The 22429-nt window shown below is 68.9% G+C and carries 18 protein-coding genes; 7 read left to right on the top strand and 11 right to left on the bottom strand.

The window, feature by feature from the left end; genetic code table 11:
- Positions 1–26: 26 nt before the first annotated feature.
- The 5 genes from QSK17_RS25990 to QSK17_RS25970 form a co-directional block, all read right to left on the bottom strand.
- Positions 27–908, bottom strand: coding sequence for a carbohydrate ABC transporter permease (locus tag QSK17_RS25990; protein WP_285707911.1), 882 nt, complete (start codon positions 906–908; stop codon positions 27–29).
- Complete coding sequence (locus tag QSK17_RS25985) at positions 905–1882, bottom strand: carbohydrate ABC transporter permease (protein ID WP_285707909.1); 978 nt, start codon at positions 1880–1882, stop codon at positions 905–907. Before QSK17_RS25985 ends, QSK17_RS25990 begins: the two co-directional genes overlap by 4 nt.
- A gap of 85 nt (positions 1883–1967) precedes the next feature.
- Positions 1968–3311, bottom strand: a complete 1344-nt coding sequence (locus QSK17_RS25980) for an ABC transporter substrate-binding protein (protein ID WP_285707908.1) — start codon at positions 3309–3311, stop codon at positions 1968–1970.
- A gap of 351 nt (positions 3312–3662) precedes the next feature.
- Positions 3663–5126: a sulfatase family protein gene (locus QSK17_RS25975; protein WP_285707906.1), complete on the bottom strand. Its 1464-nt coding sequence runs from the start codon at positions 5124–5126 to the stop codon at positions 3663–3665.
- Positions 5127–5360: 234 nt separating this feature from the next.
- Entirely contained in the window at positions 5361–6179 is an 819-nt protein-coding gene (locus tag QSK17_RS25970) for an aldo/keto reductase (protein ID WP_285707904.1), read from the bottom strand.
- A 184-nt stretch (positions 6180–6363) separates the two neighbouring features.
- On the opposite strand from QSK17_RS25970, the gene QSK17_RS25965 reads away from it, so the two are divergent.
- Both QSK17_RS25965 and QSK17_RS25960 read left to right on the top strand, forming a co-directional pair.
- On the top strand, positions 6364–7434 hold the full coding sequence (locus QSK17_RS25965; RefSeq protein WP_285707903.1) for a hypothetical protein: 1071 nt from the start codon (positions 6364–6366) through the stop codon (positions 7432–7434).
- Positions 7435–7439: 5 nt separating this feature from the next.
- Positions 7440–8780: a DUF6716 putative glycosyltransferase gene (locus QSK17_RS25960; RefSeq protein ID WP_352231849.1), complete on the top strand. Its 1341-nt coding sequence runs from the start codon at positions 7440–7442 to the stop codon at positions 8778–8780.
- A gap of 146 nt (positions 8781–8926) precedes the next feature.
- On the opposite strand, the gene cutA is transcribed toward QSK17_RS25960, so the two are convergent.
- The 5 genes from cutA to QSK17_RS25935 all read right to left on the bottom strand — a co-directional run bounded on the left by cutA (position 8927) and on the right by QSK17_RS25935 (position 15841).
- Positions 8927–9262, bottom strand: a complete 336-nt coding sequence (gene cutA, locus QSK17_RS25955) for a divalent-cation tolerance protein CutA (protein ID WP_285707902.1) — start codon at positions 9260–9262, stop codon at positions 8927–8929.
- A gap of 219 nt (positions 9263–9481) precedes the next feature.
- Positions 9482–11008: a polysialyltransferase family glycosyltransferase gene (locus QSK17_RS25950; RefSeq protein ID WP_285707901.1), complete on the bottom strand. Its 1527-nt coding sequence runs from the start codon at positions 11006–11008 to the stop codon at positions 9482–9484.
- A gap of 63 nt (positions 11009–11071) precedes the next feature.
- Entirely contained in the window at positions 11072–12022 is a 951-nt protein-coding gene (locus QSK17_RS25945) for a glycosyltransferase family 2 protein (protein ID WP_285707899.1), read from the bottom strand.
- 119 nt (positions 12023–12141) lie between these two features.
- On the bottom strand, positions 12142–14211 hold the full coding sequence (locus QSK17_RS25940) for an N-acetylneuraminate synthase family protein (RefSeq protein ID WP_285707896.1): 2070 nt from the start codon (positions 14209–14211) through the stop codon (positions 12142–12144).
- 262 nt (positions 14212–14473) lie between these two features.
- Positions 14474–15841 carry an ATP-binding protein gene (locus QSK17_RS25935; RefSeq protein WP_285707895.1) on the bottom strand — a complete coding sequence of 456 codons (1368 nt, stop codon included), beginning with the start codon at positions 15839–15841 and terminating at the stop codon, positions 14474–14476.
- Positions 15842–16152: 311 nt separating this feature from the next.
- Between QSK17_RS25935 and QSK17_RS25930 the strand changes: the two genes are divergently transcribed.
- Both QSK17_RS25930 and QSK17_RS25925 read left to right on the top strand, forming a co-directional pair.
- A complete protein-coding gene (locus QSK17_RS25930; protein ID WP_502889295.1) occupies positions 16153–16599 on the top strand; it encodes a DUF488 domain-containing protein in 447 nt (148 codons plus the stop codon).
- Positions 16600–16730: 131 nt separating this feature from the next.
- Positions 16731–17363, top strand: coding sequence for an ACT domain-containing protein (locus QSK17_RS25925; protein ID WP_285707894.1), 633 nt, complete (start codon positions 16731–16733; stop codon positions 17361–17363).
- 42 nt (positions 17364–17405) lie between these two features.
- On the opposite strand, the gene QSK17_RS25920 is transcribed toward QSK17_RS25925, so the two are convergent.
- Entirely contained in the window at positions 17406–18680 is a 1275-nt protein-coding gene (locus tag QSK17_RS25920) for an ABC transporter ATP-binding protein (RefSeq protein WP_285707892.1), read from the bottom strand.
- Between the two features lie 518 nt (positions 18681–19198).
- On the opposite strand from QSK17_RS25920, the gene QSK17_RS25915 reads away from it, so the two are divergent.
- From QSK17_RS25915 to QSK17_RS25905, 3 genes are read left to right on the top strand one after another with little or no spacing between them, the layout of a single operon-like run.
- The gene (locus QSK17_RS25915; protein WP_285707891.1) at positions 19199–20497 is read left to right on the top strand and encodes an extracellular solute-binding protein; all 1299 of its coding nucleotides are present in this window, start codon (positions 19199–19201) and stop codon (positions 20495–20497) included.
- 3 nt (positions 20498–20500) lie between these two features.
- The gene (locus QSK17_RS25910) at positions 20501–21508 is read left to right on the top strand and encodes a carbohydrate ABC transporter permease (RefSeq protein ID WP_285707890.1); all 1008 of its coding nucleotides are present in this window, start codon (positions 20501–20503) and stop codon (positions 21506–21508) included.
- Positions 21505–22386 (top strand): sugar ABC transporter permease, encoded by an 882-nt coding sequence (locus QSK17_RS25905; RefSeq protein WP_285707889.1) that lies wholly within the window; start codon positions 21505–21507, stop codon positions 22384–22386. The genes QSK17_RS25910 and QSK17_RS25905 overlap by 4 nt, the downstream gene beginning before the upstream one ends.
- The last annotated feature ends 43 nt before the right edge of the window (positions 22387–22429 follow it).

Genomic DNA, 22429 nt, shown 5'->3' with positions numbered 1-22429 from the left:
GGTCTCGGCCTGAGTCTCCTGCGTGGTCACGCTTTGACCGCACCTTCCATGAGTCCGCCGATGATCTGTCGGCCGAAGAAGACGAAGACCAGCAGCAACGGAATGATCGATACCGTGGTGCCGGCGAAGATGAGCACGTAGTTGGTGGAATACCGGTCGTTGAGCGCCCGAAGCGCGACCTGGACGGTCGGGTTGTCCGGGGTGAGCACGATCAACGGCCACATGAACTCGTTCCAGATCAACATGAACGTCTGGATGGCGAGCACGGCCATGCCCGGCCGTACGGCGGGCAGGGCGACGTTGAACCAGATACGCAGCGTGCTCGCGCCGTCGACCCTGGCCGCCTCGACCAGTTCGCGCGGCACCGCCTGTTGGGTGTACTGCGTCATCATGAAGACGCCGAACCCGTTCACCAGGAAGGGGAGGATGACGGCCTTCAGGGTGTTGGTCCAGCCGAGGGTCACCATCATCTGGTAGAGGGGCACGATGCCCATCTGCTGCAGCGGGACCATCATGGTCAGGACGATGGACAGCAGCAGCACGTTGCGGCCGCGGAACCGCAGCGAGGCGAAGGCGAACCCGGCCAGCGCCGAGATGATCACTACGGCGAGGGTGACCGTCGTGGCGATGATGAGGGAGTTGACGATGCCCGTCATGAAGTGCGCGTTCTCGGCCTCGAACACCGCCTTGACGTTCTCACCGAGGTTGCCGCCCGGCAGCAGGGGCGGCGGCATGCTGTGCGCGTCCTCGTTGCTCCGGGTCGCGATGATGATCATCCAGTAGATCGGGAAGATCGACAGGAAGATCGCGAAACCGAGGGCGACCCTCGTCAGCGGCGTGGCGCGGAACGCGTCGAGCTTCACGGGCCTGACGGCCGGACCCCGCCCGGTACGGGTGAGCGTCGTCATTTTGATCTCCCGATTCCACGGACGAGAGCGAAGTTGATCAGCGCGCTGAGCAGGATCAGGAGGAAGAGGACCCAGGCCGCCGCCGCCGCGTAGCCGTACTCGAAGTCACGGAAGCCCTTCTTGACGATGAACATGGCCACCGTCTGGAACTGGCCGGTCGTGCCTCCGGTCATCAGGCCGGAACCGAACATCACCGGCTCCGCGAAGAGGGTGAAGCCGCCGATGGTGGAGACGATCACCGTGAAGACGATGGTGGGCTTCAGCATGGGGACCGTGATCCCCCAGAACTGCCTGCGCGGGCCGGCGCCGTCGATGGAGGCCGCCTCGTACAGATCCTTGGGGATCGTCTGCATCGCGGCGAGATAGACGATCGCGTTGTAGCCGGTCCACCGCCAGTCGACCATGGTCGCGATCGCGACCCAGGACGACCATTTGGCGTTCTGCCAGTGGACGTTCTCCACGCCGAACAGGCTGAGGATCCAGTTGACCACTCCGTAGTCCCGCCCGTAGAGCTGGGTGAAGACGACGGCGACGGCGACGACGGACGTGATCAGCGGAACGAGGACGCCCAGCCGGAGGAACAGCCGTCCCCGGAGCTTCTTGTTGAGCGCGTTGGCGAGCAGCAGGGCGATGAGCAACTGGGGGACCGTGGCGATGAGGAAGATGCCCACGGTGTTGCCGACCGCGTTCCAGAACTTCTCGTCGGCCAGCAGCTTGGTGTAGTTCTCCAGGCCGATGAACGTCTTCTCGCCGGCGAGCTGCCACTTGTGCAGCGACACCCAGAGCGTGAAGAGCAGCGGGAAGAGCCCGAAGATCGCGAAGAGGATGAAGTACGGCGAGACGAACATGTACGGGGTCGCGCGCAGGTCAAGCCACGACAGGAACCGCCGGGGGCCGTTCCGGTGCTCGTGGCGCCGGCCCCGTGACGGAGCCGCGCGGCTGGGGACGTGCCCCGCGTCCACGTGGAGGCTCATGGAAACGTGCCTTTCATCAGGGGAGCGGCCGGCTCCGGTCGTGCCGGGGCCGGCCGCTACCGAACGAGGGAAGGTGGGGCGGGGATCAGTCCGCGGCCTTGACGCCCTCGTCGACGAACCGCTGCCAGGCCTCGTCCCACTTGATCGAGCCCTGGTCGGCTCCGACGAGCACCTCTTCGACGGCGGCCTTCACCTGCGCGTGCTTCTCGCCGAAGAAGACGGGGGCCAGCTTGGCGACCGAGGCGGAGAAGATCGGACCGCTCGGAGCGTCGTTGAAGTACGCGTTCTTCGCGTCCGCGACGGCCGGGTCCTGCTGCGCCTGGATGTTGCTCGGGAAGTTGCCGCCCTCCTTGAACGCGGCGACCTCTCCCTCCTTGCCCGTGAGGTAGCTCAGGACCTCCGCGGCCTCCTTCGGGTGCTTGCTCTGAGCCGGGACCATCAGCCAGGAACCGCCCCAGTTGCCGCTGCCGCCGGGCACGGCCGCGACGTCCCATTTTCCGGCGTTGCCCTCACCGGAGGTGCCGGAGATGACACCGAGCATCCAGCTCGGGCAGCCCATGGTGGCGAACTGCCCCTTCTGCATGGCCGTGTTCCACTCCTCGGTCCAGGAGCGGAGCTTGGCGGTCAGGCCCGCCTTGCTCAGGGCCTGGACGTAGTCGAAGGACGCCTTGACCCCGGGGTTCTTGTCGACGATGAGGTTGTTGTCCTTGTCGAAGTACGTCACGTTGCCGTTCTTGCCGGTCTCCTGCGAGAGCACCGAGTTGTAGACGGTGTTCGCGCCGTCGACGAACCCGACGCCCTTGATTTTGGCCGCGAACTTCTTGCCGGTCTCCATGAAGGCGTTCCAGTCCGGCCAGAGCTTGGAGACCTCCTCGCGGTCGGTGGGCAGGCCGGCCTTCTCGAACAGGTCCCTGCGGTAACACATCGCCATGCCGCCGATGTCGGTGCCGAGGGCGAAGAGCTTGCCGTCCTTGTTGATGCCGGTGTTCCACTTGTACTCGGGGAAGTCGGCCTTGCGGCTCTCCAGGCCGTACTGGCCCAGATCGGCGAAATACTGCGGGCGGGCGGCCATGAGGCCCATGCCGCCTTCGTCCATGCCGATGACGTCGCCGGCGCCGGAGCCGGACTCGAGCCACTGCAGCATCTGCGGCAGGTACGTGTCTTCGAACCGGTCGGTGAGGTTGACGTACGTGACCTGGATGTCCGGGTGTGCCGCGTTCCAGGTCTTGACCGCCTCGTCGTAGCCGAAGTTCTTGCCGCCGCCGAAGGTCTGCAGGGTGATCGTGACCGGTTCCGCGGCGGCGGCGCCGCTGCCGCCCTCCGCCGGCTTGGCGTCGTCGTCGGGGCCGCAGGCCGCGGTGACGCCGAGGGTGAGCGTGGCCAGTGCGGCCGCTGCGAGCATCCTGCCGCGACGTGAGCTGTGGATCATTCCGGACCCCTCTCAGGTGGTATCCCGAAGTCATGGGAGGTGCGTCCCGGGCCGGTCCCCGACTACACGGCCCGTGATCGACGTGCTGGATCCAACGGGTGGGATCCCGCGTGAACGGTTCGTGCTCGCTGTCACAGAAGCACGTTGGGAGCGCTCCCACGAAGGTTGCTCCATGGGTGGTGTCGGCGTCAATATGCTGAAACCCAACTGTTACTCCCGGTGGCATTCGGGATCAGAAAGGCGGCAATCAATCACAAACGGCGTATTGCGTGATTTGGGAGCGCTCCCATATCGTGCGGCCCAAACGACTCACGGAGCGTGACAGCGTGGGGGGCCGGTCGTGTGTACCCGCTAGCGCGGCACCGTTCTGAGCAGGGAGCGCGTGTCCGCGTCCGCCACGCGGCAGATGGCGCCGGAGCAGCTCCGCAGCAGCGCGAGCCGCGCCGAGAACGACCCGACCAGGAACGGGTCCGCCGTCTCCACGATGTTCCGCAGCTCGTACGGATCGGCGGCCAGGTCGTAGAGCTGCCGCTCGCCGGTGCCGTACTCGACGTAGCTATATCGGTCGGTGCGCAGCACGCTGTAGCTCGGCGCCGCGTACGGCGCGTACGGCGGCTGGAAGAACTCCACGAGGGCGGCGTCGCGCCAGGGGACGTCACGCCCCTGCAGGAGCGGGACCAGCGAGCGCCCCTCGGTGAACGCCGGGGGGAGCACACCGCCCAGCTCCGCGAAGGTGGGCGCGAGGTCCACGGTCGAACAGAGCCGGTCGATTGTGGAACCGGGCGCGATCCCGGGACCTCGCACGACCATCGGCAGCCGGATGTCCTCCTCGAAGGGCGTCGTCTTGCCGGGGTGCAGCCGGTGCTGCCCGAGATGGAAGCCGTTGTCGGAGGTGAAGAAGATGTAGGTGTTGTCGAGCTGTCCCGAACGCTCCAGTGACGAGACGAGCGAGCCCACCATGTCGTCGACCCCGAGCATGGCGCGCAGCCGGTTCCGGTGCAGCTCGTCGATCCGCTGCACGACCGTGGGCGACAGCGGGGGTTTCCGGCGCAGCCAGAGCGGCTCGGCCGACATGTCGAGCTCGTCGAACGACGGCGTCCGCGGCGCCTGCTCGTCCATGAACGCGGTCGCGTGCCGTGGCGCGTAGTTGGCCGGCTCGTGCGGCGCCACGGGGGCGAGGTAGAGGAAGAACGGCTGGTCGCCGGACGAGGTGACGAAGGCGTCGGCCTCCCGGCTCAGCACGTCCTCCAGGTAGTCCTCTGGGGCGTAGCCGTGCTTGACGATCGTCCCGTTGTCGTTGAGCGCGTAGCCGTACTCCTGGTAGAGCTTGGTGACCGGGACGGCCCAGCGGTCCCAGCCGGGCGGCACATAGTCCCGCGACGCGCCAAGGGGGTACTTGTTGAGGTATTTCCCGAGGAGGCCGGTCCGGTAGCCCACGTCGTGCATCCACGTGCCGACCGTGGACTCCTCCAGCGAGCGGAACTTCGGGAAGCCGCCCGTCGGCGGCCGATTGCTCTCTACCTGATGGCTGTGCATGTACTGCGAGCGCAGGATCGACGACCGCGACGGGCAGCACCACGGATTGGTCGCGAAGAACCGGGAGAAGACGGCGCCCTGCTGTACGAGAAGGTTCCAGATGTTGGGGAACCGCTGGAGGTCGGTCGTGTCCAGGTCGTCGGTGAGGATGAACACGACGTTCGGAGGCCGCGTGGGCGTCTGCTGTTCCTGCGCGGTGGCCCCCGAGAACGCCGTGCACATGAGGAGTGTCACAGCGAGCCAGGGACACCACCTGCGGAGCTTCTTGGGGACCGGCATGGGACGGATCATTACCTGCCTGCTACCTGCGGAAACGTACGGTCTGCGCTCGAGAAGGCGCAGGCCGTGACGAATCCCCCCAGATCGTCCGCTCAGGTTCGTCCGCTCAGACGGTCGTCCGCTCAGGGCGTACGTCCGCGCCGGACGTTTAGGCACCGGACGTTCAGGCTCGGGCGTATAGGCGTCGGACGTTCAGGTCGCGGGTTCGCGCCGGACGTTCAGGTCGCGGTCAGGTCAGCCGAACGTCGCCGGGTCGGGACCGAGACGGCGGCCCACGTCCATCGCGTCGATCGCGGTCATGTCACCCGGGTCGAGCTCGAAGTCGAAGACGTCGATGTTCTCGCGGATCCGCTCGGGCGTGACCGACTTCGGGATGACGATGTTCCCGAGCTGGATGTGCCACCGCAGCACGACCTGGGCCGGGCTGCGGTCGTGCTTGGACGCGATCCGCGCCAGCGACGGGTCGTCGAGCAGGCCCTTGCCCTGCCCGAGCGGGCTCCACGCCTCGGTCGCGATGCCGTGCGCGGAGTTGTAGGCGCGCAGCGCGTCCTGCGCCAGCTGCGGGTGCAGTTCGATCTGGTTGACCACCGGCACCACGTCCGTCTCGTCGAGGAGCCGGTCCAGTGCCTGGACGGTGAAGTTGGCGACGCCGATCGCACGGACCCGGCCATCGGCGTACAGCTTCTCCAGGGCCTTCCACGCCTCGACGTACTTGTTCTGCGAGGGGGCCGGCCAGTGGATCAGGTAGAGGTCCAGCACGTCGAGCCCGAGCCGCTCCATGCTGGCGTCGAAGGCCCGCAGCGCCTCGTCGTAGCCGTGGTCGTCGTTCCAGAGCTTCGTCGTGATGAACAGCTCGTCGCGGGGAATCCCCGACTCCCGTACGGCCCGGCCGACGCCCGCCTCATTACGGTAGAGCTTCGCGGTGTCGATGCTGCGGTATCCGGCGGAAAGGGCGGTGGCCACGGCCTCCTCCGCCTCGTCGTCAGCCACCTGCCACACGCCGAAGCCGAGCTGCGGCATGGTGACGCCGTTGTTGAGGGTGATGGTGTTCATATTCCAATGCTGCCCGACCAGGTTTTGGCCAACGGCAGCAGGCCCCGGTCGACGTCGCGGCGTACAGCGAGGGCAGGGCTCCCGCTTCCCGGCGGTGGAACAGGGGCGTCGTCGGTGCCTGTTCACCTGACGTTCGCGGGCGCGTCGGGGATGAGAAGCCTGCCGCGAGTAGCTTCGTGGCGTCGTGAACGGGTCTTCACCGGACGTGGGCAACGCGGGTCGGCGCCACGCCGTCGAGCAGGGACCGGCCGTCGCGTGGGTCGAGTCCCCGCTGCAGTTGTTGTGCGTCGTCGAGGCGCAGCACGCCGGCCTTCTCGCCCCGGACACCCTCGTCGTGCCGAGGGCCGGCCAGCGTGCACTGCGGCTCACCGGCCGAGAGCTCGGACGGCTCGGGCTTCCCGAGGGACTGCGCCTCGCCGAACCCTCCGCCGGCATGCCGCGGCCCGGCAGGATCTGGGCCGTGGGCGACGCCTTCTCCGGCCGGGTCCAGATGCGTGTGCTCACCACCCGCCCGCGGCGGATCGTCTTGGTCGACGACGGCCTCGCCACGATCCGCCTCCTCGAACTGCTCACCACGCGCCGGCCGCTGCTGCGCGCGCGGGCCTCGGCCGGCCTCGCCCGATCGGTGCTCGGCGCCGCCGCCGGGATGCGGCTGCGCGGCCGCGGGCTGACCGTGTTCACCGCGCTACCGGTCCCGCAGGACTTGGCGGGAGCCGTACGCGATCTGGGGGCCGACCTCGTCGGCCACGACTTCGCGTGGCTGCGCTCCCGGCCCGCGTGCCCCGCGCCCGAGGAGCGCACGGTGGTGCTCGGCACGTCCCTCGTTCGTAACGGACTCATCCATCGCGACCGGTACCTGCGGTGGCTCCGGGACCTCGGCGAGCCTGTCGCGTACTACCCGCATCGCAAGGAGGATCCGCGCGACCTGGACCGGGTCCGCCGGATCACGGGCCTCACCGTCTACGACTCCGGGGCGCCCGCCGAGATGACGCTCCGTGACCTCCGCCCCGGCCAGCGCGTGCTCAGCCTGCCGTCTACGGCGGTCACCTCGCTCCGCGTCCTGTTGTCCGGCCGTGGCGTCGACGTCGAGGCCGTCGCCGTGCCGGACGACTGGTGGACATCGTCCGCCGCTCCCTCCCTGCGCGCCCACCTCCAGATCTTCACCGACGTCCCCGCCCCGACCGTCTCGTCTGCTCCGACTGCCCCGTCTGTCGCGCCGGGGGAGACCCCGGTCCCCGGAAAGGTTGCTCCTTGATCCGCGTGCTCGCCGTGGCCGACTCCGACTCGTACCTGAAGTGGGCTGCCGGCCTTCTCGACGCCATGCCTCCAGATTGGATCAGCGAGTTGGCCGTCGTGCGCTCACCGATAGCGCCGTCCGAGAGCCAGATCCGTGCGGCGGTGAGCGGGACGCGGATGGAGCGGCGAGCGGGACAGCACGCCGGTTCCACGGTCGCCACCGCATCGGCGCACATTGAACCTTCCGATGGTGGCGCAGGCGTGCCCATGAACGGGTGCGCGCCAGGATCGTCCGATGACGACGGCGGTGCCGCGGGGGACCGGCGCTGGACCGGGCCGCCCGTCCTCTCGGCGAGGCGGCTGCGCCGTACGGCCGAGCGCTTCCGGCCAGACGTCGTGCTGTTGGCCTGCACCGGCCCCGTGGTCGACGTCCTCGCCGCCGAGATCCTCTCCGACCTGCGGCCACGCCCGGTGTTCGTGTCCGGACTCCCGGGCATCTCCGTGCCGGCCACGGAGAAGGCGTGGCTATACCGCAGCGGATGCGAGCTTTTCGTCGTGCACAGCGGACGGGAGGTACGGGAGTTCTCCGCTGTCGGACGCGAACTCGGGGGCGGCGGCGGGGTGGCCCTGGCCCGGCTGCCGTACCTCGACCTCGGGAGCTTCGAACCGGCCCAGCGGGACAAGGTGATCTTCGCGACTCAGGCCAAGGTGCCGCGACGCCGCGAGGAACGCGAGAACGTGCTGCTCGCCCTTGCCGCCCTGGCCGACGCCCGTCCCGACCTCGAGGTCGTGGTCAAGCTCAGGGCGCGTGATTACGAACGTCAGACTCACAACGAACGTCATCACTACGAGCGCCTCTGGCTCGCGATGGCCGGAGAGGGGAGGGTCCGTCTCGATGCGGTACGGTTCGCCGCCGGACCGATGCACGAGCATCTGGCCCGCGCCGCCGGGTTCGTCACGGTCAGTTCGACAGCCGCCCTGGAGGCGATCGCCAGGAATGTGCCGCTCCTCGTGCTGTCCGATTTCGGAGTGAGCGCCGAGATGATCAACCTGGTCTTCGAGGGAAGCGGCTGTCTCGGCACGCTGGACGACCTCGCCAAGGGAGACTTCCGCGTGCCGGGCGAGGACTGGTGCCGAGCCAACTACTTCCACGACGACACCGAGAGCGACTGGCTCGGCCGGATCGAGGAACTGGTCGCGTCCGCCAGGGAGGGAAGCCTCGTGCCCGCCCGGTCCCTGCTCGACGGGCCGGACCATGCCCCTGCGCGGCGCCGCGCCCGGCTCCGACTCGAGCTCCCGCCCCGGGTCCTGCGCTACGGCTATCGTGCCAAGCGCCGTATGCGCCGCTACCTGAAAGCTTTTTAATCACTGGGCGAGACTCGGAAGGGAAGGTCTCATGGCAGCGCGGCAAACAGGATTCGCGATATGGACACCTCGGTTCGACGTGCTCGCGTGAGGATCACGGCGCCGGCAGCGTCGACCATCGGTCCGCGCATTCCTCGAGGACAGAGCTACTGCGAAGCGCCGGACTGCCTGGTCTCATCGCTGATCCACCGGAGATACTCCTGGCTACCGGCCACGATCGGTGTAGCGATGATCTCTGGTGTCTCGTAGCTGTGGTTCGCTTTGATGTGTTCCTCAAGCGCTGGGAAGAGATCGGCGGTGGTCTTCATGAGAAGCTGCCATTCCTGAGCTTCCTCCAACCGGCCCTCCCACCAACAGAACGATCGGATAGGGCCGACGATTTGGACGCATGCGGCAAGCCTCTTCTCAACGATGCTCCACGCTAGGTCCGACCCCTTCCTGCTGGTGTCTACAGTTGTGACAGCCTGCATATACTCGACCATGACCGCTCCTTTCCATCTGTCATCGTCTTGTCTATTTTCCGAATATGTCTACCCGGGCGATCGCTGCGGCACCCTGATCCACCGGCAACTGCTCGCCGGTGATGCTCGCCGAACCGTCCGCATGCCGCACCCCGATCACCGTGCCCTGAGAACTATTGGGTGCGGCGGAATCGGAAGTGAACGCAACCGAGGCTCGGCTCGAAACGGCTCGATGCGCCTTCAGCGGGAGAGGAAGCGGCGCAAGCGAGAGACGGGCGTCTTGGCGGATCCTGGTCCGGGTGTTCCCTGGGTCGGCTCCGCTCCCTGAATGGGCTGCACGCTCGGCTCCGGGTCCCGTCCCTGTCCTGGGGGTGATTCCTCCTTCGGCTCTCGGCCTGAGGCCGGGTCCGGCATCGGAGTGGGAAGCAGGGCAAGCGAGGACAGGCGGCGGTGCTTGAAGTAGCGCGCGGCTCCGCCGTCCTTGATGTTGTCCTTGATGAATGCCGCGGCGGCCTCGCGCAGGTCCGGATGCGCCGCACTGCGCATGCAGTAACCGACCGCTCGGACCAGGGCGTTCAGGTCCACCGGCGGTGGTTCGACGAGCGATCCGTCGACGGAGAGCCGGGGCAGGCTCGCGTCGATGACGGTCGCGGGGATCCGGCTGCCGTTCTCGTACGGCGAGAGCCGTTCGAGCACCAGGTCGCCGCCCACGGTCGCGGCCGGGATGCCGAAGAAGCGCCGCGCGGTCACCAGCGCGGTCGAGAAGCACCCGACGACGAGCTGCGGGCGATGTACGGCGAAACAGACCTCGGCCGGCATCGTCCCGGGAGCGATCAGCAATTCGACGCCGAGTTCCTCGGCGATCGGCCGGAGCTCGCGCGCATGCCGCCGTCCAGCGGCCGGGTGCGGCTTGAAGACGACCTTTCGGTGGCCCCGAGCGGCCAGACCGCGCAGCATCGCCTCGTGCAGCCCGGCCTCCTCGGCGGTGGTCAGGATGTCGAGGGAGGAGAGGCACTGCCCGAGGATGACGGCCTCCCGACCCCGACCGTCGGCACACCGAGTCTCCTGACCTGAACCAGCCGGAGGCGCGGCGTCCTGATCCAGGTCATCCGCATGTTCGGCCTTGTGCCCCGAACCTGCGGCATGCGGTGACTCCCGGCCCGAGTCAGCGGCGCGTGTGGTCGGGGTGTCACCTTTGATCTGTTCGATCACTCTGGTCAAGGCGGATCTGGACACGATCACGGGTGGCACGCCGCATTCGGACAGGAGCAGGGGAGCGAGCCCGGGGACGAGATCGAGGTGAAGCAGGCGGGTGATCCGGCCGGCGATCTCCCTGGGCAGAGGAAAGCGCGTGGGCCCGTAGCTCATCAGGCCATCCGAATAAACGGTGATCGGGATGTCCTTGAGCAGGCCCGCGAGAGTGCGGGAGGGCGGCACGGTGATCGACTCGACGACCAGCTCGTCAGGCTCGCCCAGGCGGGCCGACAGGAGGCGGCCCAGCATCGGCGTCTCCACTGAGCGGGCCTTCCAGTCGGACGGGTGCAGCGGGGCGATGATCGCGTTCCAGGACACCACCTCGTCGAACCGGTCCCGGATCCCCGCGAAGCCGGGAGCGTCGTCGAGGGCCGGGGTGATCTCGGGGATGGCGGCGTTGTTCGACACCAGCAGGACTCTCCGTCCGGTGCCGAACAGACCTTCGTCGCACGCCGCCGCGAGGGTCATCGCCCCGAACAGCGTCGAGGCGCAGAACAGCGTGGTCCGTCCCATGTCGCTCCCGTCGTGCCGTGCGTCGCCTCGCCATCCGGTGGCCGTGGCTGCCGCGCTCCCTGCCTATGGCGAAGTTCCGTCTGCACGTCCGTGTCGTGGCGGTGCGAAGGACTCGACGAGGGCGCGGCGGTCCGGGTCGATGCCGGCGAGGGCCTCGGGCGGGACGCGCCGGAGGACTTCACCGGCGCGTTCCTCGAACCTCGCCCGCAGCTCGGGCGTGAACCGGTCGATCAGCTCCACGTGGTGCGCGAGGAGCCCGGTCAGGTTGCGCGCCGCCTTGAGGAGGAACTCGGGCTCCACCTCGTCCAGGATCGTCTCGTACGCAGTGAAGAAGTCGAGCTGCCGCTCGTCCCCGATCGCGGTCAGCGACCCGGGCACCCCGCGCCGGTAGAACACGCCCGCGAGGGAGACCACGGCGAACGACCGCGCCTTGCGGTGCAGCCGCCAGATCCACGGCCGGTCCTCGGCGGTGTGCAGGCCGTCCGGGAAGGCGAGCAGCGGTCCGAGGTCACGGCGGTAGATCCCGGCCCACGTGTACGCGTAGTCCACCATCGTCCTCGCGTCGAACGGCAGGATGGCGTCCCGCGGATCGAGCACGATGTCCCGCCTGCTCTCCGGGGCCCGGAGCAGCTCTCGCCTGTGGCCCTCGACCTGGACGTGGTCCACCCGGACGAAGTCGCAGCCGAGCGTGTCGATCGCGGTGACCAGCTCGGCCAGGTAGCCGGGGGCCACCCAGTCGTCGCCGTCGAGGAACGTCACGTATTGTCCCGACGCCACCGCGAGGCCGGCGTTCCTGGCGCCGCCCGCCCCGGCCGGCACGGCGTTGCGGAGGAGCCGGAACCCCGGCAGGTCTTCGCGGAAGTCCTCGGCCACCGCCGAGGTGGCGTCCACCGATCCGTCGTCGACGACGATGACCTCGGCATCCGCGCGCGGATCGCGGGCCAGTGACGCCAGCGCGTCGGCGAGGTACGGCTCGCCGTCCCGGACCGCGACGATCATCGAAAGCGTGGGCACGGGCCGCCTTCCGCCGCTGGGACGCTCTCCGTCACTGGACCCTCTCCGTCACTGGACCCTCTCCGTCACTGGACCCACTCAGTCACTGGGCCGCGTTCCGCCACCGGGGCCGCTTTCCGTCACAGGGCGGTGACCCGGCGGAGGCGGGCGCGGGGGGCCTCCTCGCCGGGGAAGACGCGCTTGACGCCGTCTCCCAGGGCGGACTCGATGATGCGGATGTCCCTGACCAGGTGCTCCAGCCCGCTCGGCTCCAGCGAGGCCGCGTGGTCGGAGCCCCACATCGTCCGGTCCAGCGTGATGTGCCGCTCGACGGCGACCGCGCCCAGAGTGACGGCGGCGAGAGAGATCTGCAGGCCGCGCTCGTGACCCGAGTAGCCGACCGGCACGCCGTACCGCTCCTGGAGCGTGACGATCGTCCGCAGGTTGGCCTCCTCAGGAGGCAGCGGGTACGTGGAGGTCGCGTGCATCAGCACCAGCCGTGACGTGCCGAGGATCTCCACGGCCCGGTCGATCTCCTCGATCGTGGACATGCCGGTCGAGAGGATGATCGGCTTGCCGGTCGCCGCGAGGGCGCGCAGCATCTCGTGGTCGGTCACCGAGGCGGACGCGACCTTGTGCGTGACGACGTCCATCTCCTCGAGGAACTCCACCGAGGGAACGTCCCAGGGGGAGGCGAACCACTCGATGCCGCGTTCCGCGCAGTACTTGGCGATCTCGGTGTACTCGTCCCGGCCGAACTCCGTCCGGATCTTGTAGTCGAGGTAGGTCATCTCGCCCCACGGCGTCTGCCGCATCTGGCCGCGCTGCTCCGGCGGCACGCAGATTTCGGGGGTCCGCTTCTGGAACTTGACCGCCTGGCAGCCGGCGTCCGCCGCGACGTCGATCAGCCTGCGGGCGATCTCGATGTCGCCGTTGTGGTTGATGCCGATCTCGCCGATCATGTACACCGGCAGGCCGGGGCCGACCTGCGCCGCGCCGATCCGCACCGGCGCCCCCTTGACGCGCAGCGTGGGCCGGGCCACTCGCCGGGCCTCCCGCTCCGCCGGAGCGTCCGCACCCTCGGGACGGGCCGCGAGCACCCGGTCGCACAGTTCCCGTACGGCTCCCGCCCCGCCGGCGTGAGTGAGGACCACCCGGGCGGCGGCCCGTACGCGGGGGTGGGCGTCGGGGACCGCGACCGGCCAGCCGACGAGGGCCATGCAGCCGAGGTCGTTGACGTCATTGCCGACGTAGGCCACGCGCGCCGGGTCCAGACCCTCGATCGCCAGCCAGTCGCGCAGCGCGGTCTCCTTGGCGTTGAGACCCTGCAGCACCGGAACGCCGAGCTTGCGGGCGCGGGCGGCCACCACCGGGTTGCGCTCGGTCGAGAGCACGAGCAGCCGCACGCCGGAGCGCTTGAGCAGCGCCACCCCCATGCCGTCGGACCGGCTGACCGCGACCATCTCCCGGCCCTCGGAGTCGACGTACGCCCGGTCGTCGGTGTGCACGCCGTCGAAGTCGGTCACCACGGCGTCCACGTCGATCGGGAGCGGCTCGTCCACGAACGGCGCGAGCGCCCGCACGATCTCCAGGTCCTCGGGGGTGTCGACCTCCACGGCGTGCCGTGCCGGGACCGGCTGTACGGTGACCCGCCCGAAGAAGCGGTGCCCGTGCTCGCGCAGGCCCGCCGTGCGCATCACATAGAAGGCGCCGGTCTCGCGGTAGTGCGGCTCGCGGTCCTGCCGGCGCGGCCGCGTGGCGGGATCGTGGTTGACACCCGCGCCGGCGCCGGTCCACACGAACTCGTAGGTCTCCATCCCGGAGAAGACGACGTCCGCCCCGCCGTCGAGGACGCGGCTGACCGCGGCGTCCAGGTCGTCCGGGTCGATGAACGCGCTGGTGCACTGCACGAGGAGGACCACCTCCGGGTCCTCGGACAGCTCGTCGAGCGCGTGCAGCACGGCGGACTCGCTGGACGCGGTGGATCCGCTCAGCTCCGTGGGGCGCTCGACGACCCGCGCGCCCGCCTCCATGGCGGCGGCGGCGATGCTCTCGTGATCCGTGCTCACCACGACCTCGTCGACGAGTCCGGCCCGTAGGCACGCGCCGACGGCCCGGGCCACCAGCGGGACGCCGCCCACCCTCTCCAGGTTCTTCAGCGGCACGCCCACCGAACCGCCACGGGCGGGGACAACGGCCAGGACTCGCACGGTGCACTCCTTCTACCTGCGGCAACGCCCCTGGTGATCGGGGGTGTCCCAGAACCTAGCCAGAGGGATGTCACGCAGGGGGTGCCCGAGCTGAACGCCCAGGGGCAGCCGCATTAACTTTCCGTGCGGGCGTCCGGACGGGGTGAGACCGACGCGTCCCGGCGCGGCCCGCGCCGGTGCGACCGGCGCGCCTCCGATGGCCCGCGGTGCGGGCGCCGACGGCCCGCGGACCGGGTTCGACCGCTCCTGAGCATCCGCGGCGTCATTCGTCGGAGGAGGCGCTCGAGCCGTGGGTGATCGGCAGCCGGGCGACGAACAGCGCGCCGCTGTCGGTGTTTCCCACCCGGATCCTTCCGTGGTGGGCCTCGATGACCTCACGGGCGATGGCCAGGCCGAGCCCGGTGCCGCCCCGCCCCCTGCTGCGCGCCGTGTCGAGCCGGGTGAACCGCTGGAAGATACGCTCGCGGTCCTCTTCGGGGATGGGGTCGCCGTCGTTGCCCACGGCGAGCACCGCTTCGTCGCCGTCGCGGCCGACTTCGACCGTGATCAGGCTCTTGGCGTGCCGTTCCGCGTTGTTCAGCAGGTTGACCAGCACGCGGGAGAGGTGTGAGTCCACCCCGGTGACCGTCACCCCCGGCGTGACCCGCAGGTCGATCGCGATCGGTCCGTGGCGGCGGCGGTTGACCTCGGTCGTGGCCAGCGCCCCGAGATCGACCCTCTCCCGTACGGAGTGGTCGGCCGTGCCGATCCGGGCGAGGAACAGCAGATCGCTCATGATCGCCTCAAGCCGCTTGGTGTCGCGCAGCGCCGCCTTCATGGCCTCCGGATGGTCCTCGGGGTGCGGCAGCGCGCTCTCCAACTGGGCGCAGATGCCGGTGATCGGCGTGCGCAGCTCGTGCGAGGCGTCCGCGGCGAACTGCCGCTGCTGGTTGACCGACCGCTCCAGGCGTGACAGCGCGTCGTTGACGGTGCGGGCCAGCCTGGCGATCTCGTCGTGGCCCGGGGGCTGGAGCACCCGGGCGCTCAGGTCGCTGCCGCTGATCGCCGCGAGTTGCGCGCGGATGGCCTCGACCGGGTGCAGCGCGCGCCCGGCCACCTTCCACGCCAGCCACGCGATGACGGCCGAGAGCAGCGCGACCGTGCCGGCGACGATCAGTTCGAGCAGCCGGGTCGTGATGATCATGGGCTGCTGGCGGGCCGCGATGACGACCGGGGCGTCTGGCTGCGTCCCGGTGCGCAAGGCGACGGCGTAGGCGCAGTTCCCCTCGGGCAGGGGGCAGGCGGTGAACCTGGTGAACCGGTCGTCCGGGCCCGGCCGCCTCGGGGTCAGCACGGGCAGGTCGCGCGCGGACGGGCTGGCCGCGACGACCTGCCGGGACGGCGTGACGACCTGGACCAGATCGGATGTGTCTCGGGTTCGGATGGGGTTGTGCAGCGTTCCCTCGCGTACGTCGGCCGCGACCTTGAAGGCGATCTGCCGCGCGTCGTCCCACAGGTGCCCGCTGACGGCACGCCGGATCCCGACGTCGGCGCCGATCCCCAGCGGGATGAGGACGAGCAACGCGACGACGGTCGTGATCAACGTGAGGCGGGCATGGATGGACAGCTCGCGCAGCCAGGGGAGGGGCATTTCTTGAGGTTACTGACCGTGATCCAACGCGGATTCGCGACACCGGAAAGATCTGACTAAACCTGGTCAAAGTGCCGGGTCGGGGGTATGCGCCTCCATGGACGCGCATACAACGAGTCTTTTCGAAGAAAAGTTCGATTTACTGCCGACTCGGCCGGTCCCACCCGGCAGGTGACAGCGCGTTCGTCGCGAGGGGGGACCCTCGCCTCCGGCATCGCCGTACCCGTGCCGTCATTTCACGAAAAAACGACTTTAGGCGGATAAAATGGACAGGCCTGAGCGCGCGACGCGGCTTGCCAGGGGGCGCCATCATGACCCAGCACGGAACCCGGCACCACTCGCCCGAGAGAGCACCTCACCGAGGGGAGCATCGAGCGGGCCGAGCGGATCACCGGGCACCCGCGACCGTCGGATGCCGGAGGATCTACGAGGAAGCCTCGCCCTCCGACGGCGTACGGGTGCTCGTCGATCGCATGTGGCCCCGGGGGATGCGCAAGGAGGACGCGCACGTCGACGAATGGTTGCAGGACGTCGCACCGTCCACCGAGCTGCGCCGGTGGTACGGCCACGAGCCGAGCCGTTTCCCGGAGTTCCGCCGGCGCTACCTCGCCGAGCTGGGCGATTCCGGTCACAGGCGGGCCGCCGAGCATCTGCGGGATCTCGCCGGCCACGGCGAGCTGACGCTCCTCACCGCGACGCGCGACCTCGGGCACAGCCAGGCGGCCGTCCTCGCGGAGTGGCTCACGGGGAACCCGTGATTTAGCCGCTCCACGGGTACGGACGCCCGGCCGACAGTGAGAGCCGGACGCCGGCAGCATGCGCGACATCTGCCGGGAACACGCCCGAAATCTTTTCCCGGCACTGTCGGTGCCGGAAGAGAGGGGACGGGATGCTGCTGCGGCTACGCGTTTCGCTGCCGGACCGGCCCGGGGTGCTCGGTCAGGTGGCGCGGGCCTTCGGTGTCATGGGAGCGGACATTCTGCAGGTCACGGTGCTCGAACGGGATTCGGGACGGGCGATCGACGATTTCACCGTGTCCTGGAGCGGCGTGCTCAGCGCGGAGGAGCTGCGCGAGCGGGTCAGCGTGGTCCCCGGTACCAAGGTCGAGGCCGCCTGGCGGACGCGCGAGGTGCCGGGAGCCAATCCGGACTACGACCTTCTCGGACACGTCGCGGCCGATCCCGGCCGGGCGTTGGCCACACTCGTGGACGCCGTGCCCGATCTCGTCAGCGCCGACTGGGCGGTGGCGGTGAGCGCAGCGGGCGCCCTCGTACACGGCAGCTGGCAGGCGCCGGAGACGGTGTCCTGGTCGGACGTGACCCTGATCCGCCCGTCGTCGCTCACCTTGGACGGCCCGGTGCACGTGCTCAGCGTGCCGCTGCCGCCCCTCTCGGGGGACGACGCCCTGCACCTGGTGGTGGCCAGGAGTCAGGGCCCCGCCTTCCACCGGGTCGAGCTCGACCGGATGATCAGGTTGATGGAGCTCGTCGAGGTCCTCGTCCGCTCGGGGGTCAAGGCATAGGGAGTCAAGGCATAGGGATCGGGACTCCCCGGGTGCGCAAATCTAACGCCGGGGCGGGTCGATCCGGCTGCCGGTCAGGGTGAACAGCATGAGCCGGGAGACGTCGACGGCCACCCGGCCGTGCTCGCCCGCCCGCCAGACGGGCCGGCCGCCGAGCCGTACGATCAGGTCCGCGCGGCGGTGGGTGCCGCCGATCGCCGGCGGCGGCGCGTGCTCGGCGGAGTCGTCCGCCGCTCCCCACAGGCGGCGCATCATGGACCGCGCCCTGCTCCCGTTCGCGCTGTCGGCGTACGCCTTGTGCCGCGGGTCCGGGGGCTCGGGAACCGTGACGGAGGGGATCCCTGCCTCGACGTAGGCGAGCCACTCGTGCCCGTGGTACTCCAGGGTGCGCACCCGCCCGAAGAAGCTGGGCCCCTCGGCCTGCTCCGGGACCGGCGTCAGGGCGTCCGGCCGGATGCCGACGATGATCTGCGACCCGGTGTGCCGTGACACCGCGTAAGCACGTGGATCGGTCCAGGGCATCATGATCTGGTGCGGCCCGAAGTCCAGGAGGATGAACTGGTTCTGCGGGGTCCGCACGGTGGCGGCGAGCAGGTTGAGCTGCTGCGAGCTCAGGAACGCCGCGGTGAACGCCGTGGCCGGGTCGTTGTAGACCTGCGCCGGCGTGCCGATGTCCTGCAGGACGCCCCGGTTCATGATGGCGATCCGGTCGGCCAGGGTGAGCGCCTCGACCTGGTCATGCGTCACGTACACGGTGGTGACCCCGAGTGTCCGCACGAGCGACGAGATCTCCATGCGCAGTTCGGTGCGCATGCCCGCGTCCAGGTTGGACAGCGGCTCGTCCATGAGGAAGAGCGACGGCTGGCGGACGATCGCGCGGCCCATGGCGACGCGCTGGCGCTGGCCGCCGGAGAGCGTTCCCGGGCGGCGGTCGAGGGTCTCGTCGATGTGCAGGGCGCGGGACAGTTCGACGACCCGCTCCCGCGTCATGGCGGGATCGGCCTTGGCGATCTCCAGCGGGAAGGAGATGTTCCCCCGGACGGTCCGATGCGGATAGAGAGCGCCGTTCTGGAACACCATGGCGACGTCGCGGTCCCGGGGCGCCAGGTGGTTGGCGAACTTCCCGCCCAGCCACAGGTCGCCCGTGGTGATCTCCTCGAGGCCGGCGATCATCCGCAGCAGGGTGGATTTTCCGCACCCGGAGGGGCCGAGGAGAACGAGCAGCTCGCCTTCCTCCGCACGCAGGTTTATCCGGTCGACGGCGAGGAATCCGCCTGGGTAGACCTTGGTCACATTGTCCAGGACCACCGCGCTCATGACTGCATCCCGGCTGGCCGCCCGTTCCTGTATCCGCCCAGGCAGCACCCGTTGAACCGCTCGCCGCGCTCGCTCATGTGGAGACTCGCTTCTCCTGGGCACAACGTGCCCGGACGCCGGAAATCGGGGTAATTGATGAGGTAGTACATCGTGTCTGGGCACGCATGTCCATACATGACGTAAGAAAAACGCCATCCCATAGCTACTCACTGGTATAGGAATTGTCGGGCAATAGCGGCAAATAGCCAGCTATATCCCAATTCTCGACAGTTTCTGGTTACCGCGGAAAGGCCGGGCTGTCGTCATCGGCGAGCCGGACGGGTTGCGGCGCCGGGCTTCGCGCGCAGAGGTGGGATGACCGGTCGAATCGGGTCAAGTGGGATATGTAACGAATTTGCAGAAACTTGCTGCAAGGGGTTTCATGTCCGTTCGCATCGCTGTTACGTTCCGGCGTACACCCGGCGTGGCGGCCACCCCACCGAAACGCCGTTCCCCCTGAGCCATGAGGAGTGCACAACATGCGGCGAGTCATCTCAGCCGTGGCGGCTGCCGCGGCCCTCGCTCTCGCGGTGTCCGCGTGTGGGAGCGACGACTCCCCCAAGTCGGCCGCGCCCGCCACGAGCGCCGCCCCGGCCGACGTGACCGGCACGGTGACCTGGTGGGACACCTCCGACGCCACGAACGAGGGGCCCGCCTTCAAGGAGCTGATCGCCGACTTCGAGGCCAAGTACCCCAAGATCAAGGTCAGCTATGTCAACGTGCCGTTCGGCGAGGCGCAGAACAAGTTCCAGACCGCCGCGCAGGCCGGCTCCGGCGCCCCCGACGTGATCCGCGCCGAGGTCGGCTGGGTAGCCCAGTTCGCCTCCCTCGGCTACCTCGCGCCCCTCGACGGCACGCCTGCCGTCGACAACGCCGACGACTTCCTCCCCGGCCCGGCCAGCGCGGGCAAATACGACGGAAAGACGTACGCCGTCCCGCAGGTCACCGACACTCTGGGCCTCCTCTACAACAAGGAGTTGCTCGCCAAGGCCGGGCACAACGAGCCTCCGAAGACCTTCGACGAGCTCAAGCAGACCGCCCTGGACGTCAAGTCCAAGACCGGCGTCGACGGCCTGACCCTCAACGTCGACTCCTACTTCCTGCTGCCTTTCATCTACGGCGAGGGCGGTGACCTGCTCGACATTGACAGCAAGAAGATCACCGTCAGCTCCGCCCAGGCGGTCGCGGGCGTGCAGAAGGTCATGGACTTGATCAGCTCCAGTGCGGCGCCCAAGCCCACCATCAAGGACAGCTACGTCGCCGCGGAGACCGCCTTCAAGGAAGGCAAGACGGCGATGATCTTCAACGGCCCGTGGTCCATGTCGGACAACCTCGGCGGCAAGGTCTTCAAGGACAAGCCGGACAACCTCGGTGTCGCTCCCGTACCGGCCGGCTCGGTGAAGGCCGCGGGGCCCACCGGAGGCCACACCTACGCCGTGTACGCGGGTTCGGGGAACCTGGACGCGTCCTACCTCTTCGTGCAGTACATGGACTCGGCCGAATCGCAGGCGAAGCTGGCCGGCAAGCTCGGCCTGCTGCCCACCCGCGCCTCCGCCTACAGCCTGCCCGACGCCTCGGGCAGCCCCGTCGTCGCCACATGGAAGTCCGTCATGGAGACCGCGGTCTCCCGGCCGTGGATCCCCGAGCAGGGCCAGCTCTTCCAGCCGCTCGTCGAGGGTTACCAGGACCTCGTCTCCGGCAAGGAGAGCGATGTCCAGAAGGTCATGGACGGCGTCGCGCAGAAGTATCAGGGCCTGCTCAAGGGCTGGAGCCTCTAGCCGATGGCTGCGCAAGCCGTCGACGGCACGGTCGCGGGCGGCGGTCCCGCCCGCGACCAGGCCGCTCTGCACAGGAGGCCTGGGGGGCAGGGCCCGGTTCGGCGGTTCATCGGCCGGCACTGGTACGCCTGGGCGCTGACTGCTCCGGTCGTCATCGTGACGCTCGTGCTCGTGGGGTACCCGCTCGTCCGCGGCGTCTACCTGTCCCTCACCGACGCGACCGAGGCGAACGTGGGCCGGACCATCGGGATGAACGTCATCCCGTCCACGTACGAGTTCGTCGGGTTGAAGAACTACACCGCCGCGCTGGCCGACCCGGAGTTCCTCGCCACGCTCGGCTGGACCGTTTTGTGGACCGCCGTCTGTGTGACCTTGCACTACGGTCTCGGTCTCGGGCTGGCGATCCTGCTCAACCGTCCCCTCCGGTTCCGGTCGTTCTACCGGGTGCTTCTGGTTCTGCCGTGGGCCGTGCCCGCCTTCGTCTCCGCGTTCATCTGGCGCTACATCTTCAGCGCCAAGTACGGCGTGCTCAACGCCATGCTGAACGCCGCGGGGCTGCCCGCGGTGGCATGGCTCGACGACCCGGCCGTCGCCAAGATCTCAGTGATCGTGGTCAACGTCTGGCTGGGTGTCCCCTTCATGATGCTGGCCGTCCTCGGCGGCCTGCAGGCCATCCCGGGCGAGCTCTACGAGGCGGCCTCGATGGACGGCGCGACGCCCTGGCAGCGTTTCCGCTACATCACCCTGCCCGGCCTGCGCCCGGTCGCCTCCACCGTCGTGCTGCTCGGCACCATCTGGACCTTCAACCAGTTCGCCGTCATCTTCCTGGTGACCGGCGGAGGGCCGGGCACGTCGACGCAGATCCTGGTGACCAACGCCTACCGCCTGGCGTTCACCGGCATCCGCGACTATGCCGGCTCCGCGACCTGGGGCCTGCTGATTCTGCTCATTCTCAGCGCCATGACCGTGATCTACCGTCGGGCGCTGCGCCGTACAGGGGAGGCCTGGTGACGATCGCCGCCGGCCCGGCCGGGGTGGGCCGGGCCAAGCAGAAGGGGCCCAAGGGAAGGAGCACCGCGGCGTCGATCGCGCTGCACGGCACGCTCGCCGTCGCTTCGCTCATCGCCGTCTTCCCGGTCGTCTGGTTGCTGCTCACCTCGATCAAGCCGCGGAACGCCTGGGACTCGGCGACGGTGACGCTGTTCGACCACCCCAACCTGGGTAACTACGCCTTCGTCCTGTCCCAGACGAAGTTCCTGCGCTGGCTGGTGAACACACTCATCGTGGCGGGCGCCACCACGGTGATCGGCGTGCTGCTGGCCGCGAGCACCGGGTACGCGGTGAGCCGGTTCCGTTTCCCCGGCTTCCGGTCGGTCATGTGGATGCTGCTGATCACGCAGATGTTCCCCGTCGCGATTCTCATCGTGCCGCTGTACAACCTCATGGCTGGGCTGGGGCTGATCAACACCTTCCCCGGCCTCATGATCGCCTACCTGACCACGGCCGTGCCGTTCTGCGCGTGGATGCTGAAGGGCTACTTCGACACGATCCCCGTGCAGATCGACGAGGCGGGGCAGGTGGATGGGCTCACGCCGTTCGGCACGTTCTGGCGACTCGTCCTCCCGCTGGCCAAGCCGGGTCTCGCGGTCGCCGCGTTCTACTCCTTCATCACCGCCTGGGCCGAGGTGGCGTACGCGACGACGTTCATGACCGGTGACGAGAGCTACACGCTCGCGGTGGGCATGCAGAGCTTCGTCAGCGAGTACCGCGCCGAGTGGGGATACATGACGGCGTCCGCGGTGCTGATCGCGATCCCGGCGGCAGTGGTGTTCCTGCTCGTGCAGCGTCACCTCGTGACCGGCCTGACCGCCGGAGCCACCAAGTCCTGACAGTTCCATCGGCGGGGCCGCCCCGCCGATGGGGGATTTAGCA

This window comes from Microtetraspora sp. NBRC 16547 (assembly GCF_030268965.1).
In the GTDB taxonomy this organism is placed as follows: domain Bacteria; phylum Actinomycetota; class Actinomycetes; order Streptosporangiales; family Streptosporangiaceae; genus Microtetraspora.
The sequence above is the reverse complement of the archived record's forward strand: the minus strand, read 5'-3'. Positions and strand labels throughout refer to the sequence as shown.